This is a genomic window from Phaeodactylibacter sp., assembly GCF_022763345.1.
GTDB lineage: Bacteria > Bacteroidota > Bacteroidia > Chitinophagales > Saprospiraceae > Phaeodactylibacter.
In genome coordinates this window covers 128115-145923 of record NZ_JALEGS010000061.1, presented here as the reverse complement: position 1 = coordinate 145923, position 17809 = coordinate 128115, and the positions used below count along the sequence as shown (strand labels likewise).

Below are 17809 nucleotides of genomic sequence, written 5' to 3'. Positions count from 1 at the left end.
ACCCTCAATTATTCATCCTTGAATAAGGTGTGAAAACCATACTTTGTGGTGGGTGTAAGTCCCACATATGTCTATCAATGGTGTTGTAAGGGTGATTACTTTTTTCACAGAGGTGAGTACGATGGTGAATTTGATCTGGCGAAAACTTTCAAAAGAAAAAATCGAAACACTATTCTACATTGCTTTTTATGCTCCTTTATGCCATTGTGTTGCATCATAATTTACCCTACCTTTGCGCTCCAATGAAGTATCTCCCTATCATATTGGGTTTTTACCTTTTGGCTTTGGCCATTATACCTTGTGCCGACGGCACGACAATGGGTGGATATGATACAGATGAATCCTTAGCCTTGGAATGGTCAGGCACAGCAGGTCACGATCACGATCACGGTGCCACCGATTACTGTTCTCCACTTTGTAGTTGTAGCTGTTGTCATATTACCATTCGCCCCCCGGTAAAGACAGGTTGGCAGCTTGACCTCCCCCTACTTATTTTGACCAAAACTCCTATCACCCAATCCGACGTGCGAGACTTCGCTTGTTTGGATGACATCTGGCAGCCGCCGAAATTTAGTTGAACCGCTTTTCGTGGGCTATCTACGCCCACTCCTATCGTAAATTCTTGGTTTAACTAAAATTCAAATTATCTATGTTTGATAAGATTATCGCTTATTCTATAGAGAATAAGTTTGTAATAGGGCTATTGGTAGTCGCTCTAATCGTCTGGGGGGTATTCTCCTTAAGACAATTACCTATTGATGCAGTACCTGACATTACCAACAATCAGGTGCAGGTCATTACCATTTCACCTACCCTTGCTACACAAGAAGTGGAACAGTTCATTACTACGCCTGTCGAGCTGGCGTTGCAGAACATACAGCAGTTGGTAGAGATTCGTTCTATTTCTCGTTTTGGGCTATCGGTGGTGACGGTGGTTTTTGAGGAAGATATGGATGTTTATTTATCTCGCCAATTGGTCAGCGAATACCTCAAAGAGGCAGAAAGTAATATCCCTGACGGCTTAGGTACGCCCGAAATGGCTCCGATTTCTACAGGTTTGGGAGAAATATATCAATATGTCATTCGCCCCCAAGAAGGGTACGAAGATAAATATTCGCTCACTGAATTACGGAGTATTCAAGATTGGATCGTTAGTCGCCAACTGTCTGGAATAGAGGGAGTGGTAGAAGTAAATACAATGGGCGGATTTTTGAAGCAATACGAAGTTGCCGTTGATCCTAATTTGCTCAAATCAGTAGGCATTAGTATTACCGATATTTTTACTGCCTTGGAAAACAGTAACGAAAATACAGGCGGAGCATATATCGAAAAACATACCAGCACCTATTACATCCGTACCAATGGAATCGCTCAACAGTTGGATGATATAGGCAATATTGTGGTGGATGTGCGCAACGGCAGACCAATTTTAATTAAAGATGTGGCTACGGTACAATTTGGCAAAGCACCTCGTTACGGTGCATTGGTCAGGGATGGAGAGGAAGCCGTAGGCGGTCGGGTAATGATGTTGAAAGGAGCAAACTCTGCTGCGGTGACGGAAAGAGTGAAAGAACGAGTTATACAGATTGAAAAATCTTTACCAAAAGGGGTAATCATCGAACCTTATTTGGTGCGGGATAAATTGGTTTCTACCGCTATCGGAACAGTTAGAACCAATTTGATAGAAGGAGGCTTGATTGTAATTTTCATCCTGGTATTGATGCTGGGTAATTGGAGGGCAGGTTTAATTGTAGCCTCCGTCATTCCCTTGGCAATGTTGTTCGCCGTTTCGATGATGAATGTCTTTGGTATTTCTGCCAATTTAATGTCTTTGGGGGCAATTGACTTTGGATTAATTGTAGATGGGGCGGTGATTATCGTAGAATCCATTGTACACCGTTTGCAAGTGGGTTTTGCCGGGCAAAAATTGACCCAAGCCCGTATGAACGAAGAAGTCAAAAAAGCATCAATCAAAATCCGAAGTTCCGCTGCTTTTGGCGAAATCATCATCCTGATGGTTTACATCCCTATTCTCGCTTTGGTGGGTATTGAGGGCAAAATGTTCAAGCCGATGGCGCAGACGGTTATGTTGGCAATTGGTGGCGCATTAATTTTGTCGCTGACCTATGTACCAATGATGTCTGCTTTGTTTTTAAATAAAAAAATATCGGATAAAAGAACTATTGCCGACCGTATCATTGACTTTTTCCAACGTTTATATACGCCTGTTTTGAATTTGGCTCTGCGCTTAAAAACCGTTTTCGTCTTAGCGACCGTAGCCTTGTTTGTCATTAGCTTCGTCGTTTTTAGTAGAATGGGCGGTGAGTTTATTCCCACTTTGGACGAAGGCGATTTAGCCATGCAGCAAATACTTCCTCCTGGCACTTCTTTATCGCAGAGCATCGAAATGTCCAAAATCATTCAGCGGAAATTACTCAAAGATTTTCCAGAAATCAAAGATGTCGTCGTCAATATAGGTGCAGCCGAAATTCCGACTGACCCCATGCCCGTTGAGATCGGAGATTATACTTTGGTGATGAAACCTAAAAGTGAATGGACTTCTGCCGATAACCGACAGGAAATGTTTGAAAAAATTGAACAATCGTTGAGCGTTATTCCTGGGGTCGGTTATGAATTTTCGCAGCCTATCCAGTTGCGCTTCAATGAGTTAATGACGGGGTCCAAGGCGGATATTGCCATTAAATTATACGGGCAAGATTTGGAGTTATTGTACAGCAAAGCCAAAGAAGCCGAAGCCGTTATTACTCAACTGGGCGGTGTCGGCACGGTCAATGTAGAGCAAACGATTGGGATGCCACAGATTATCATCAATTTCAAATATGATAAAATGGCGCAATATGGTTTGCAAGTCAAAGAGGTCAATCAGGTAGTACGGGCAGCATTTGCGGGAGAAAGTGCGGGGATTATTTACGAGGGAGAAAAACGCTTTGACTTAGTGGTGCGGATGGATGAAAAATACCGTAATGGTATCGAAGATGTCCGAAACTTATATATCACCCTGGACAACGGCACACAAGTGCCTTTGACTGCCGTAGCAGATGTAGAATTGATAGATGCTCCGATGCAGATTTCCAGAGAAAACACCAACCGACGAATTGTGATTGGGGTAAATGTAGGGGATACTGATGTAGAAACACTAGTCGGAAACATCCAAACGGAACTCGATGCAAAAGTAGAACTACCCGCAGGGTATTATTTCACTTACGGCGGTCAATTTGAAAACCTCAAAGCTGCGAATGCTCGTTTAGCCATTGCTGTTCCCTTAGCACTAGCGTTAATTTTCATTCTACTATTTTTTACTTTCGGTTCGGTTTCACAGGCAGCCTTGATTTTTACTGCTATTCCGCTTTCTGCGATTGGTGGAATTTGGGCTTTGGAGTTACGAGGAATGCCATTTAGCATTTCCGCAGGTATTGGATTTATTGCCTTGTTTGGAGTAGCCGTTTTAAATGGTATTGTCCTGATTGGCTACTTTAATCAACTTAAAAAAGAGGGCGTTACCAATATTAGAGAGCGCATTATCAAGGGTACAAGTGTTCGTTTACGTCCGGTGCTTTTGACTGCTTCCGTCGCTTCATTGGGCTTTTTGCCAATGGCGCTTTCTAATTCTGGCGGTGCAGAAGTGCAGCGACCGTTGGCAACCGTTGTGATTGGAGGTTTAATAACCGCTACCTTTCTCACCTTAGTAGTATTGCCAATTTTATATAGTTGGTTGGCGCAATGGCAAGAACGAAAAGGCGGGAATTCTATCTCTCCAAATACCGCTTTAATTTTATTACCAATGTTGTTTTTTAGCTTATCAGCCGAAGCACAACAGCGACCAATAACCATGAATGAAGCGGTCGAAATGGCGGTAAAAAACCATCCTTCCATACGGGCAGCAGACTTGCAAATTCAACAAGGGCAAAGTCTGGAAAACCTGCCTTACTCACTCGGCGATACAGAAATCAGCTATCAGGGTGACGGATTATTTAGGAAAAATGGACAACAGGTCAATCAAATCGGGATCGTGCAAAATATTCCGAATCCTGCTTCCATTAAAGCGCAGAATAGTTGGCAAAATGAACAGGTAACTCAAAGCGTTTTGCAAAAGCAACTAACGGAAAAAGAATTGCGCTTGCAGGTGCAACAAATCTATCTGGACTTACAACAGCGGAAGGAATTACGTAAGTTATACGAAAGTCTGGTACAAACGTATCAGCAATACGCACAAATAGCAAAGGTTAGGACAGACGTTGGAGCAGCCAATCGTATGGAATTATTGACTATTCAATCTTCTTTGAACGAATACAGTTTATTGGTTAATCAGGTGAAATTGGAAATTGCCAACTTGGAAAAGCAATTAGCTGGTTTACTAAATACCAACGAAGCGATTACTTCAACAGACAGTCTTGTCCTAATCCCATTTGCAATAACCGATAGCATCAATTCCTTTCGAGTACAATTAGCCAATCAACAAATTCAAATTGAACAGGCATATACCGATGTGCTGCAAGCAAGGTTGAAACCTGATTTCAACCTGGGTTATGCTGCTCAAAATTACTTGGAGGATGGTTGGTTACATGGCTTACAGGCAGGGGTTCAAATTCCACTTTTTAACAAAAGCACGAAGCAAAGAATTACTGCCCAACGGATACAAGTTGATGTTGCCCAAGCCAATTTGGAGGCAGTTCGATTGCGAACAAAACAGGAATTGCTGTCTGTCGAAAACACCATTCAACTTTATGCAGCAGGAGTAGACTATTATCGGGAACAATTGGAAATCATTAATCCTGAGATGGAACGAATGTCTGAACTGAATTATCAGGCAGGTGAAATTTCCTATCTCGAATTACTCAACACCCTCAACCTGCTTTCCAAAAACAACAAGCAGTATTGGGAGCAGGTTTTAGCACACAATAAAGCGGTGGTGCTGCATGATTTTTTGTCAAATCAATAAAAATATTTCTAAAATGAAATTCATAAATAAATCAATTCTATCCATAATTTCAGTAGCTATCATGCTATTGATTTTCTCTTGTGGTCACGAACACACCGAAGGCGACGGTCACGACCACGGAACGGAACAACATAGCGAAGAGGATGGCCACGACCACGGTAGCGAAGCCCATGGTGAAGACGACGGTCATGGTCACGGCGAAGAACACGAAGAGGGAGAAATTCACCTCACCCAAGAGCAAATCGAAACGATGGGCATTCAATTTGGCGATTTTTCTCAAATCAAAATCAATGACTATGTAAGTGCTACCGGAACATTGGGTTTGCCACCTAATGCATTGACTTCAGTAAGTGCAAAGGCAAGTGGTTTTATTAAAAACAGTAATAAATACGTCGAAGGGAGTTATGTAAAAAGAGGAGTCATCATGGCGTATTTGGAAAATCCAGACTTTATCCAACACCAACGAGAATACCTTGAGATAGCTGCTGAATTAGTTTTTGATAATCAGGAATTAGCGCGCCAAAAAGTATTGGTCGAATCGAATGCTGGTGTCGAAAAAAATGTACAAAGGCTTCAAGCCGAAGTGAATAGCAAAACGGCAACACTAAAGGGTATCGCTAAACAATTAGCTTACTTGGGGATCAAGGTTGAAAATTTATCATCAGATAATATTGTAGAAAGAATCCCTATATACGCTCCGATGGGAGGTTATATTACTTCTATCAAAATGCACAACGGAATGTATGTAACCCCTGAATTAGAGTTGATGGAAATTGTTGATGAAAAGCACCTACATCTGGAATTGGATGTTTTTGAAAAGGATATTGCTACCGTTAAGGAAGAACAGCGAATTAGCTATACCGTACCCGCTTTAGGTAATCAAGTTTATGAGGGGGAAGTTCATATTATAGGAAAAGAATTTAACACGGAAAACAAGACTGTTCGCATTCACGGGCATTTGGATAAAGACCGTCCGAGATTCATCAAAGAACTATTTGTAGAAGCAAAAATTTGGCTGAATGACCAAACAGTACAAGCGTTGCCCGAAAAAGCGATTATCAAAGACGGGGCTTCCTCTTATATCTATATGACGAATGAACAAGAAAATGAGGATGAAGTAAAATTTGAACAGGTAATGGTAATTCCCGGTACTACCGATAAAGGTTTTACTGCTGTAAAATTGATTGATGAAATACCTACAGGGATGAAGATAGTGACGGATGGTGCTTATTATGTATATGCCCAATCGAAGGCAGGAGAATTAGAACACGAGCATTAATTATTGTAGGGAGCGGAATGGTATTATTTCGCTCCCAATAAATAAAAAGGATGGAAAAATCTACTTTTAATATACCCAAAATGGATTGTGCTGCCGAAGAAAACCTCATTCGCCTCCAACTCGAAGAGATGCCCGCAGTTGTTCAGTTACAATTCGATTTGAATCAGCGGGAACTCGTGGTTTTTCACAAGGGAGGTATTAGTACGATCGAACAATTACTCGATGAACTCCGATTAGGCAGTAAACGATTAAAGACCGAAGCTGCTGGTGATGTCATTATCGAAGATACACGCCAACAACGATCAGTACTCTGGATTGTCCTGCTGATTAATGCGGCCTTTTTCTTTGTCGAAATGACCTTTGGTCTACTCGCCAATTCGATGGGCTTAGTTGCCGATAGCCTGGATATGCTAGCCGATGCGCTTGTGTATGGCATTAGTTTACTGGCCGTAGGCGCAGCCGTTGCTAAGAAAAAGCAAATAGCAAGATTAGCTGGGTATTTTCAGATGACGCTCGCCATTGTGGGATTTGTTGAAGTATTACGGCGATTTTTTGGTTTTGCGGAGGTACCGGTATTTCAGACGATGATTATGGTTTCGTTATTTGCGCTACTGGCCAATGGTATCTGCTTGTATTTGCTACAAAAATCTAAAAGTCAAGAGGCACATATGCAAGCCAGTATGATCTTTACTTCCAACGATATTATTATCAATACAGGTGTTATTGTTGCAGGTATATTGGTGCATTGGACTCATTCTAGCTTACCGGACTTACTGATTGGCCTGATCGTCTTCTTACTGGTCATGCGTGGTGCCCGTAGTATTCTACAACTTGGAAAATCTTAAGCCAATGAGTGAGTCGGAAAAAATACTAGACCAAAAAGGATTACGTATTACCGCCATGCGGCTTTTGGTTTTGGAGCAGTTACTGTTACAGCAAACACCTAGTGGATTAAACGCATTACAGACTGCTTTACCCCGTGCGGATCGTATTACCATCTACCGCACTTTAAAAACCTTCAGTGAAAACGGAATCGTGCATCCCATAGAAAATGGAAACACGGAGGTCAAATATGCTTTGTGTAGAGCCTACTGTACAGCCAGTAAGCATTTAGATAAACACCCCCATTTCCATTGCCAAAAATGCCAGCGAATTATTTGTCTGGAAGCTTTGGAAGTACCAGTATTGGAATATCCCAATGGTTATCTTGTCCAAGAAGTGAGTATGACGGTGAAAGGCATCTGTGCCCAATGCCAATCCTAACTTTGCAATGGCATTGCACTGGAAAGGCAGCTATGTTTGTAGTGTTAAAACCGATAGACATGACTAGCCGCATCTACTTATTCGCATTTCTGGTGCTATACTTCCTGATCGTATTTGTAGTGCGGTCTTGGCTATTGTGGAAAAGAACAGGGGTCAATCCATTTACATTCGATGATACGGATGATGCACATGGTTATAATGGGCGGCTATTCAAGTTCATCGTTGCGCTAGAAGTACTCATTGTTGCCATTTATGCATTCGGAGGAGAGGTATATGAGTATCTACTTCCATTTTGGTACCTAGAGCATTGGGAATTACAGGTAGCTGGTTGGGTATTTCTTGTCCTTTCTTTGGTCTGGACATTTACTGCCCAGCTACAAATGGCTGATGCTTGGCGCATTGGCATTGATACTAAAAATGATACGGAGTTGGTGGCAACTGGCCTGTTCTCCATGTCAAGAAATCCAATTTTTCTAGGGATTATCTTGGCTGATATAGGCTTGTTTTTGGTAGCACCCAATGCTTTTACGTTACTGATAGGTGTATTGTCCATTGTCGTCATTCAAACGCAGGTTCGACTCGAAGAAGCGTATTTGACTACCGTACACGGAGAGGATTATATCGAATATAGAAAACGAGTACGCCGCTGGTTGTAGCAAATAAAATGCAAGGAAAAGAACTTATGGAACATCACCATCATCACGATAGTAATCAGAATCTGAAGCTTGCCTTTTTTCTCAATCTTGGGTTTACCATTCTTGAGATAATCGGAGGCTTTTGGGTAAATAGTGTGGCTATACTCTCGGATGCATTGCACGATCTTGGCGATAGTATTAGCTTGGGTTTGTCTTGGTATCTTAGTCGAAAAGCGGAGCAAGCCCCCGATCAACGCTATACCTTTGGTTATCGCCGACTATCCTTGTTGGGGGCTTTAGTCAATAGTCTGGTACTAATTGGTGGTTCGATATTTATTATTAGCGAAGCAATAGAGCGTATCCTTAATCCCCAACATTCAGATGCCTTAGGAATGGTCGCTTTCGCAGTACTTGGGGTGACAGTCAACGGTTATGCCGCATGGAAAGTTTCTAAAGGTAAGACCCTCAATGAACGGGTAGTTTCTTGGCACTTGCTAGAAGATGTATTGGGGTGGGTAGGCGTATTGATCGTTGCCTTGATTTTACTCGTGAAGGACATACACTACCTTGATCCTGCCTTGTCCTTACTCATTACGTTATATGTGTTGTGGAATGTTGTTAAACGCTTGCGCGAAACCCTCCACCTTTTTCTGCAAGGCGTTCCTGATGATGTCGACTTAGAAGCATTAGAATCAAGATTATTGGAAGTAGAGCACGTTAAGTCGTTACACCATACCCACCTTTGGTCTCTCGAGGGAGAGCATCATGTGTTCACTACACATTTATGCTTGGAACAGATTGATTCTTTTCAGGAAATTCTTTCCGTCAAGAGTAAGGTAAAAAGTATACTCCAGGAATATCCCTTCACTCACTATACTATTGAAACTGAATTAGACTCAGAGTCTTGTACATTAAGTCCATCTAACTAATGCTGTAAGATTATGAGGAGATTTTTATGATTTCGAAATCACTATACAGAATCAAATACCGCTAAATATGAAATTCTACTGGACAATGCCTGACGGACTTCGTCCGTATTACGAAAAAGAACTAACCAGTTACCAGGATGCTTTTAAGCAAAGTAATTTACCGCTAGCATGGCGACACCTAGAAAGAGCACACATACTAGGACAGCCCTGGGCAGTGGAGCATTCGGAAGTACACTGGAAGATGCTAAAGTTTGGCTTTGCCATTAAAAGCTGGAAAGAAATAAGAGGTCAGATACTTCGGTTAGTATTCGGCGGGGTTAAATCTTTTGTAGGCAAAATTCCTACGGGTAATACCGGAGGAGCTGATGTGCCGCCACTGCAAGTGATGGAAATACCGACCGATTTGCGCGAGATGTTGCAGCCTTTTGTCCTAAATACATGATTCAGAGCAAGCACGATCATTTTCTGGATAGCCTACTGATCTTGTGCTTATTCCGAAAGTCCAATAACTCAGCCCTAGCATATCGCTTTTCTTTCATGTGGTGATAAACGGTGAAATGCCCCTCGTTGACTAAGTAGCGGAGTTGCTTCGAACACATACCGAGCAGACGGCAGGCTGTGCCGGTGCTGACTAGGTCATCTTCCCCAATAACCCGCTGTACTTCCTCATTAACCGCTTCAAATTCTTCGCGGATCATTTCTCGTAAAATCTCCTTCAACTGATGTGGTGTGATGGAGTGTAACATGACATTGTTTTCCATGATATTTAGATTGTTTTTGATGAATTTCTCGCAACCTATGGAAAACTAATGTTCGATACAAATAACTGAAAATCAGTGAATAATGACTTGATTTGATATCAAATGACACAATATGGCATCATTGGTTTTTGGCTTTGAAACCATCTGTTGCCAAATGGGATAATCTGGGAAATTCCGAAAAGGGGCTAAAATGTCAAACTTTAACACTTTTTAACATTTTAGCCCCAATTTTACAGAGAAAGATCGAGCGGTTCAGCTAGTAGAAGGTGCCTTAATAGGCGTACCATCTGAAGCCGTCTTTTATTGTTAGTAGCCGATTTAAGCGTAGTCTGGTGAGGTGCCTTCCCCTCCTCTTGCCGCTTCTTATTCTTTTCTAAAGAATTCAGGTATCGCTCTTTAAAGCGTTTTTCGAGCCTGGAAAGATTATGCCGTAGATAGGAGTCATCTTTATCCAGTTCCACACCGTAGAAAATTAAGGGCTTGCTCAGCCCCCCGTCTGATGGATTGACGGAGGGCTTTATGCGTTTCCCTCCAAAAGTCCTTTTAATTCTGAAAGAAGCTTTGCCAACTCTTTTTCTTCTTCGGAGGGTTCAGGCTGTTCCGCTTCAGGTTCAGGAAGGGATTTAATCTCTTCGCTCTGCTCTGACCCTATTCCTTTGATGAAATTATTTAGGTCATTTTTGGCGGTATAAAATTGTCTTACCTGCTGCCACCTTTCCTGATCTTGAAATAGCTCCATCTGAGTAGAAAAGATGGTCTCCCTAAGTATCATTATCTCGATCACCCAGCCGATGAGCATGAGGGTACAAACGGATACTATCCAAGAAATACCATAGGGGTATAGGACAAGGCAAGCTTCCGCTATTGAGAGCAACAGTAATACAGTTGCGGCCACGATACCGAAAGAGAACCTTCCCTGTATATGAGCGGGGTTTAGCTGGAAGAAGAAAACCAGCGTTCCCCTACCCGTTTGTATCGCCAGCGGCACCAGAAAGGCCGCAATGATAAATCCGATATTGGGAGCGTTCTGGGCATGGAAGATGCCCATGATAATAGCTGAGATAAGGTAAGTAGCAATGAGCAGACCGAAGCTGAGTTTAGGTAAAATCGAGCGAAGCCGTTTTACCGATCTGCTGAAATCATCGTTGATGAAGGTGTTATATGAATCTTTCATTTCTTTTTTCTTTTCAAGAGCACTGAAATAATTAGCCGTTCACGATCCGTAAGCCGGAACCGTACTGATAAGTACCGGCCTGTTTTTGTTGCATGATCTGAAGGGCTATTTCTTCTGCGTTCATCTCACCATCGATACCGATATATTTCCTAAGCTGTGACTCGGTAGCATGGCCGGTCATTGGCATGATTTGGGCGAGACTGTAGCCCATACGGTATAGATTGGTGGCAAAACTTCTGCGGCAGATGTGAGAAGAGACCAGTTCGTATTTTGGCGCGAAGGACTTCTTTACCGTTGCCTTGCGCCCGAAATACTGCTCCACTACCAGCAGGCGTTCATCAAAGCCTGCCAGCTCGCAAAGCTGCTTCAGTCCGTCATTGAACTTCTGCATCGACATTTTGGGCGTAGCGTAATCGTTACGCTCCAAAACAGGGATCAGCCAGGGGAAAAGATTGACGGGTACTTTGACCGGCGTATCGGTCTTGGTGGAGATGACCGAAAGTATGGTCACGCCCTTTAAGGTGCGGTAGAAGTGGTCTTGGCTGTAGCGCGAAAAGTCGCTCCATCGTTGCCCCGTCCCTGCCCCGATCAGACATATATCTCTGACCTTTGCAAGAAAGCCAGCCAGTTTTATTTCGGCGAGGATGCCGAGTTCATCATTGGAAAGTGTTACCAGTTGCCCTTCCGCTTTCTTCTTCGAGACAACCCACCCTTCCCCGAGATAGTCAGTGTGGGAATGGAGTTTCTTTCGTCGCGCCCGCTCCAAAAATTGCCGCAGCACTTTTAGCGTCTTATTGCCGTATGCAAGCTGAGTATTCTGCTTCGCTAGCCAGTCGATCAGCTTTAAGCGGAAATTCCAGTCTACATCCTCATAAGTAAAGCCGCGAGTACCATATACATCAGCAGCAAACTTCTTCAGCCGACCGGCGTGTAGCTCAAAGACCTTCCAGCTACCGCGCTTCATCTTGGCGGCTTTCATTTCGGCTACCTCGATGTCGAGAAATTCAAGGAAAGTTGATCTAGTGTCAGGATCGGATTTTAAAGACTCTGGAGTGCTGTTTTTTTCATTTCGCAGGTCTAACCTTTCACGGAAGTCTTTCAGCGATACAGCGATGCCGCCTGCCTCAATAAATATGTTGAGGCAATGGGTTGCTAACTCATCGAGTTGTCGCCTGATCTCGAAAAGGTCAGCACGTCCCGTTTGGATGATCGGACGTTGCGTCTTAGCATCCCAGTCCTGCGGGTGAATAGAATAGCCAGTGGAGTATACAAGCCGCTTTCCGCAATAGCTTACCATCAAAGAGATAAGCGTCTCAGAATCGCCATTAGGCAGGCGTAAATAAAACTTAGGTTTGGGCAGTTTTGCCATGTTGAGCGTGGTTTATGGTTTCGAAAATAATTTTCGATTCCCACGCCAACTGCGTTGACAGAATAGTTGACAGAAGTGTTCCTGCCTTTTCCGCTTCAAGAAGAGGTTTCGCTAGAAATGGAGCAAAATAGAGGGGTTTTTAGGTAGAAATACCGGATTATCCCGTATAATTGCACTGATATGTGGACCTAGTAGGTCTACAAGAAAAACCCCTGAATATCAAAGTATTCAGGGGTTTTCTACTTTCAATACATTCCCTATTTATACACAATACGAAGTGGTCACCTACTGGCGCTGTCAGCCCGCACGGGGGAACGATAAATGTCGGGTCAATGATCCAGACATTCATCGTCTGGGGTCATTGATCCAGACACTCATCGTCTGGGTCTTGGATCCAGACACTCATCGTCTGGAATCTTGGATTTGCGACATCGGCCACTGACGAAGCGCAGCTTGTCAGGACAGTCCGCTGATGAAGTCAAGCTTATCAGGGCAAGTGCAAGCCACTTCCCAGCGCCAACGCTGACCCGCCTGCCTTTAAGTACAGTCTCCGGTGGCCAAAGCCACAGGGGGCGAGACACGGACAGGCATTGAGTAGGTTTGCTGCTCCGATCTTTATCGGAGACCACTTAATTGTCAGTATACAAATCGTTGACAAAAAACCTTTAGTGCTCCTTGGACCAGCGTCTACTCCTTTCACGAAACGCCAACGCCTATCTAGCTCTCCCCCACCCACCTGGCGGAGCAAGAAGCGCCTAAGTAAGGGGGCGGAAACGACAGGCAATACATCTGACCAACCTCGGTTGGAGCGGTCATTTCCAGTTCGTATCATCTGTGTGGTGGGGTTGAACGCAGCAATTGCCCTTAACCGAGCGACATAAAAAGTTTACCTATGACGTAGACAAGTGGAAAAAAGGAAAGGCAGGCTGTGCATACTACAGCTTTTTTGAGGTCAACCTTAGTTTCTGTTTTTGGCTGTGCATCGAAAGTCAGGGTTTGCGTTTTCATCTGTATTATAGTTTAGGTGATCAATAAATTTGTTGAAGCAAAGATGGGGGCAGGTGAAGGCCAAAATCCGGACATTATTGGACAAAACCCGGACACAAAGCAACAAACCATTAAAAACCAAACACTTAGCAGGAATACCAATGGGTCAAAAAACTGGAAATACGCTCAACAAAATTGGAAAACAGCCTGCTCCCTTCCTACTTTACGCTATATTTGAGAAGCGATTCAAATCTAACATAGGCAAATAACACGATGAAGATGCGAGAGCGCATCCTGTTCCTTCTCTTGATCATTTGGGGCTGTGCAATACCCGGTGCTGTTGCACAACAGGTGCAGGCTTTGCCCAAGTTGGAGCGCTCCTACCTCAACACCTTCTACAAAGAAAATGACCCTTACTCCAAAAAGTGTTTCGAAGGCACTTTGATGGATGGGAATGGCCGGCTATGGCTCAAGCCCTGCGGCGTTGACATCCTGATCAACTCTATTGGTTTGTTCCAGTTTGACGGATATAGCTTTCAGCCTATTGAAGCATTCAAAGAAGATGGAAGTATACTAGACGTTCCATGGGTCAGAGCAGTTGAAGAAAGCGGGCGTATTCTGGGTACTGAAAGGCAAAACGGCTTTTTCGTAATGAACCCTGATACCCGGATAAGCAAAACAAATTTATTCACAGACAACGCTTTCCAAATCCTTCGTACGCTTGCCGTATCCACAGAATATGGAAAATCCCATGTTCTCGGCATGAAACAAGACAGTACCCTTGCATTATTCCAACTGGAGGACGACCAGCTCACCCCTATTTCTTCTTTCAGGCACCGGCTTTGCACCGGTGTTTTGGGCAGTTATTTTATGCGGAATGAATCGCAGGCTGTATGGATTGGCACCCCTGATTTCGAAGTCATTCAATTTGACCTCAGGTCGTCAGAGAAAAAAGTCTATACGCTGCAGGATTTTAAGGCAGGAACCCCAATCTCTGTCCCTGATTCCAGAGATAATCGCCCCTTGCCCATTGTTTGCAAAAAACCACAGGGAGCAACCTTTCTACTATTACCCGCAGCAGAAGGCTTGCAGTTACTGAAATATGATCCTGTCCGGGACCACTTTATCTCAACAAAGGCTGATTTCCCTCCTAACTGGCAGCCCAAGAACATCTTCCAGGATCAAGCCGGGCAAATTTGCCTGCTGTTCATGGACCGCTCCGGAGATTATCATGCGCTCCTTTCCACCAGCAGCGGTGCGTGGTTTGATTATTCAGAGGTGATCGCAGACCAGAAGGAAATCAGAAGCCTCGCAAGCCAAAATTTCATGGAACAGGTTTTCATGATCACAGGCAAAGGCTTGGTCACCGCAGGGGTCCGAAACCAAAAGTTGATCCAGCAAACGCTACAGGGTAAATGGATCAGCTCCATGGCTCAGCTCCCGGACCGACGTGTACTCGTCAATACCATTGGGGAGGGCTGGTTCGCATATAATCAGGAGACAGGTGAAACCACTGCGTTCAAGGGTCCGGACTGCCACATCACCCCTCCTCCGTTTGGCAAAGGGATGAGGCAGCAAATTATTCCTGATGACAAAGGGCGTTTATGGCTACTTTCTCATAGCCATCTTGTGCGCTTTGACCCCCGCACCCAAAGCTGTAAAACCTACCCTTTGAAAATCCAGTCAGCTCTTTTTGCGTTGGTGCGGGACGACCTTGCAATTATACAATATAACCGGGCTGAGATTTTCTTTTTGGATTTAAAGACGAATAAAGAGGTAACCTTTGGCCCGGGGGTTCAGCGAAGTTTTCAGGGCTTTGTCCGGGATATCCTGGTAGCCGGCAATGGAATAGTTTGGATACCCACCAATAATGGTTTGTGGAGAATAGATCTCGAAAAGGAACAAAGCGAAAAGCTGAGTACCGAACAAGGCTTTTCAGACTTCCGCTTTACTTCCATTTGGGAAGACCAACGGGGACAGTTGTGGCTGGGTACACTTCTTGGAGGTTTGAACCTCTATGACCCAAAATCAAAAACGATCAAGGTGATCAATAAAGGTCAGGGCCTTTCCAGCAATACCGTCATGAGTGTCACTGAGGACGGGGAAGGAGATATTTGGGTGGGTACAGAATATGGAATTAATCTGGTTTCAAAAGAAGGGGTAGTCCTCAATAGCTTCCACAAAGAAGATGGGCTCACTTCTGACGTTTTTGAGCGCTTTGACCCATTTAAGGATGAAGATGGCAAGTTATGGTTTGGCAGCCGGGAAGGGGCCAGTATTCTTGATCCTGTTGCCTTAAAGAATGAACTCCAATCCGAAGAAGAGGTCAAGATTTATCTGACGGAGATCGGTTATTACGATACGGAATTGAATGCCGAAGTCGTCCGGCACCGGAATCTGGGCCATTTGGGTGTACTGGAGATCACACCCGAGCACCCCCACCTGCGCCTCAGGTTTGGGCTTTCCAGCTATCTGAAGCCGGAGGACAACCGGTATGCCTATATGATCGAAGGCAAAGACAAAGACTGGCGCTACCTGGGCACTCAGCCGGAACTGAACATCAGCCGTTTGCCTGCCGGAAAATACCGGTTGCTGATAAAGGGAGCTGATTTCAGGAATAACTGGACCACCAACCCTATTGCCATAGATATCCACGCCCGGGAATTCTTTTACAAGCAAGCCTGGTTCTATTTGCTGCTTGCCCTTCCATTTATAGCCTTTGGTCTGCTCTGGGCCCGCAACAAACAGCTGGAGTCCAGGCGGCTGGAACGCGAGGTGAGGCTACGCACCCGACAGATCCGTAAGGATAAAAAGCTCATCGAGCAGCAAGCTGAAGAACTGAAACAGCTGGATGAGCTGAAGTCCCGGTTTTTTACTAATATTTCCCATGAGCTGCGCACGCCTGTCACGCTGATCAAAGCCCCACTGGAACATCTAATCCAAGCCCAGGGTTCCTCCCTAACACACACTATAAAAGAGGGCCTGCAAAAAGTACTCAACAACGCTGGCAAGCTAAGCCGGCTGATTGAAGAATTGCTCGAACTCTCCAGACTGGAAGCCAAAAAAGCCGAACTAAAGGAAGTGCCTACCCCCCTTGCCATATTTTGCCGTCAACTGTTTGCCGCCTATGAGTCCGGTGCCCATTTAAAGCATATCGAATACCGTTTGGAATGCGAACTGGAGGAAGATGCCCTCTACCTGATTGACCGCAAGCGTTTTGAGAAAATCATCAATAACTTCCTGTCCAATGCGCTAAAATTCACGCCTAAAAACGGGGTCATTACAATGCGGATCCGACAAGCCGCCAGGAACCTTGTCATTGAGCTTGCCGATAGCGGACGGGGCATCCCCGGAGAGGACCTCCCCCATATATTTGAACGGTACTTCCAAACCCGGAAGGCCGAAATAGCCACCGAAGGCGGCACCGGCATTGGCCTGGCCCTGTCCCAGGAAATGGCAGAACTGATGAATGGGGCGATCACCGTAGAGAGCAAATGGGGTGAGGGCGCCACCTTTACATTAACTCTTCCTGCAAAGCGGGCTGAGGACGAAAAAGCAGCACACCCACTTTTTTCCAAACCAATACCAGCACTTTCGTCCCCGCAAACGGTCGAACGCCCAGCCTCCCCAAATGGCAGCGGGCACCCGAAAGTCCTGATTGTAGAGGACAATCCCGATATGCAGCAGTTGCTCCTGGAGCTCCTTTCCGATACCTACCACTGCCAGGTGGCCAACCATGGCGCAGAAGCCTGGTCCTGGCTGGAGTCGAAGAGTGCTGAAGTCCAGGATATTGAGTTAATCGTCTCTGATGTTATGATGCCGGAGATGGACGGCTATACCCTTCTGGAAAAAATAAAAGCACATGCAGACTGGCAACAGTTGCCCGTCATCATGCTCACCGCCCGGTCTGCCGAGGAAGACAAGCTACAGGCCCTGCGCATGGGGGTGGACGACTATCTGCTCAAGCCCTTCTCTCCGGACGAGCTCAAAGCCCGAATGGAAAACCTCATCCGCAACTACCAAACCCGGCAGGCTGTCCCCGAGCCGGATCTTACACCATTGGCCCAGCCGGATTTTGAATTCCAGACCAAATCAACTTCTGCCGATCAGGACTGGCTAAAAGAAGTGGAAGCAGCCGCTGTAGCAGCCCTTGAAAAAGGGATTAAGCTCAATACGCTGTTGCTGGCTGAGCAAGTCTTCCTCAGCGAACGGCAATTCGCCCGCAGGCTCAAAAAACTCACCGGCCTTACCCCCAACAACTACATTCAGGAAGCCCGGCTTCAGCTTGCCCGGCAACTCCTCGAACGGCAGGTCTACACCACCGTCAATGAAGTCGCACAGGCTGCCGGCTACAGCTCAGGCAGCTACCTGACCAAAGTGTACCATCAGCGCTTTGGAAAGAAGCCTGGGGATTATTTTCAGTAGAGCGGTGCTACCCATTTACTCCGTATG

Annotated in this window: 12 protein-coding genes; 9 read left to right on the top strand and 3 right to left on the bottom strand. The window is 44.9% G+C overall.

The features are described from left to right. Window positions 1–188: 188 nt before the first annotated feature. From MRY86_RS27195 to MRY86_RS17030, 8 genes are all read left to right on the top strand, one after another. Complete coding sequence (locus tag MRY86_RS27195) at window positions 189–578, top strand: DUF6660 family protein (RefSeq protein WP_366145565.1); 390 nt, start codon at window positions 189–191, stop codon at window positions 576–578. Between the two features lie 71 nt (window positions 579–649). Beyond that, window positions 650–4960, top strand: a complete 4311-nt coding sequence (locus MRY86_RS17060; protein ID WP_293571689.1) for a CusA/CzcA family heavy metal efflux RND transporter — start codon at window positions 650–652, stop codon at window positions 4958–4960. Window positions 4961–4973: 13 nt separating this feature from the next. Next, window positions 4974–6239 (top strand): efflux RND transporter periplasmic adaptor subunit, encoded by a 1266-nt coding sequence (locus MRY86_RS17055; RefSeq protein WP_293571687.1) that lies wholly within the window; start codon window positions 4974–4976, stop codon window positions 6237–6239. A gap of 50 nt (window positions 6240–6289) precedes the next feature. Further along, window positions 6290–7084 carry a cation transporter gene (locus MRY86_RS17050; protein WP_293571685.1) on the top strand — a complete coding sequence of 265 codons (795 nt, stop codon included), beginning with the start codon at window positions 6290–6292 and terminating at the stop codon, window positions 7082–7084. A gap of 4 nt (window positions 7085–7088) precedes the next feature. Continuing rightward, window positions 7089–7502 (top strand): transcriptional repressor, encoded by a 414-nt coding sequence (locus MRY86_RS17045; protein WP_293571683.1) that lies wholly within the window; start codon window positions 7089–7091, stop codon window positions 7500–7502. Between the two features lie 59 nt (window positions 7503–7561). Continuing rightward, a complete protein-coding gene (locus MRY86_RS17040; RefSeq protein WP_293571682.1) occupies window positions 7562–8158 on the top strand; it encodes an isoprenylcysteine carboxylmethyltransferase family protein in 597 nt (198 codons plus the stop codon). A 26-nt stretch (window positions 8159–8184) separates the two neighbouring features. After that, window positions 8185–9066: a cation diffusion facilitator family transporter gene (locus MRY86_RS17035; RefSeq protein WP_366145566.1), complete on the top strand. Its 882-nt coding sequence runs from the start codon at window positions 8185–8187 to the stop codon at window positions 9064–9066. Window positions 9067–9133: 67 nt separating this feature from the next. Further along, window positions 9134–9508, top strand: a complete 375-nt coding sequence (locus tag MRY86_RS17030) for a DUF3703 domain-containing protein (RefSeq protein WP_293571679.1) — start codon at window positions 9134–9136, stop codon at window positions 9506–9508. 16 nt (window positions 9509–9524) lie between these two features. On the opposite strand, the gene MRY86_RS17025 is transcribed toward MRY86_RS17030, so the two are convergent. The 3 genes from MRY86_RS17025 to MRY86_RS17015 all read right to left on the bottom strand — a co-directional run bounded on the left by MRY86_RS17025 (window position 9525) and on the right by MRY86_RS17015 (window position 12370). Continuing rightward, the gene (locus MRY86_RS17025; protein ID WP_293571677.1) at window positions 9525–9827 is read right to left on the bottom strand and encodes a hypothetical protein; all 303 of its coding nucleotides are present in this window, start codon (window positions 9825–9827) and stop codon (window positions 9525–9527) included. 517 nt (window positions 9828–10344) lie between these two features. Then, the gene (locus tag MRY86_RS17020) at window positions 10345–11001 is read right to left on the bottom strand and encodes a hypothetical protein (protein ID WP_293567000.1); all 657 of its coding nucleotides are present in this window, start codon (window positions 10999–11001) and stop codon (window positions 10345–10347) included. Between the two features lie 31 nt (window positions 11002–11032). Continuing rightward, the gene (locus MRY86_RS17015) at window positions 11033–12370 is read right to left on the bottom strand and encodes a phage integrase SAM-like domain-containing protein (RefSeq protein WP_293566999.1); all 1338 of its coding nucleotides are present in this window, start codon (window positions 12368–12370) and stop codon (window positions 11033–11035) included. A gap of 1266 nt (window positions 12371–13636) precedes the next feature. Between MRY86_RS17015 and MRY86_RS17010 the strand changes: the two genes are divergently transcribed. Further along, the gene (locus MRY86_RS17010) at window positions 13637–17782 is read left to right on the top strand and encodes an ATP-binding protein (protein ID WP_293566998.1); all 4146 of its coding nucleotides are present in this window, start codon (window positions 13637–13639) and stop codon (window positions 17780–17782) included. Window positions 17783–17809 lie beyond the last annotated feature (27 nt).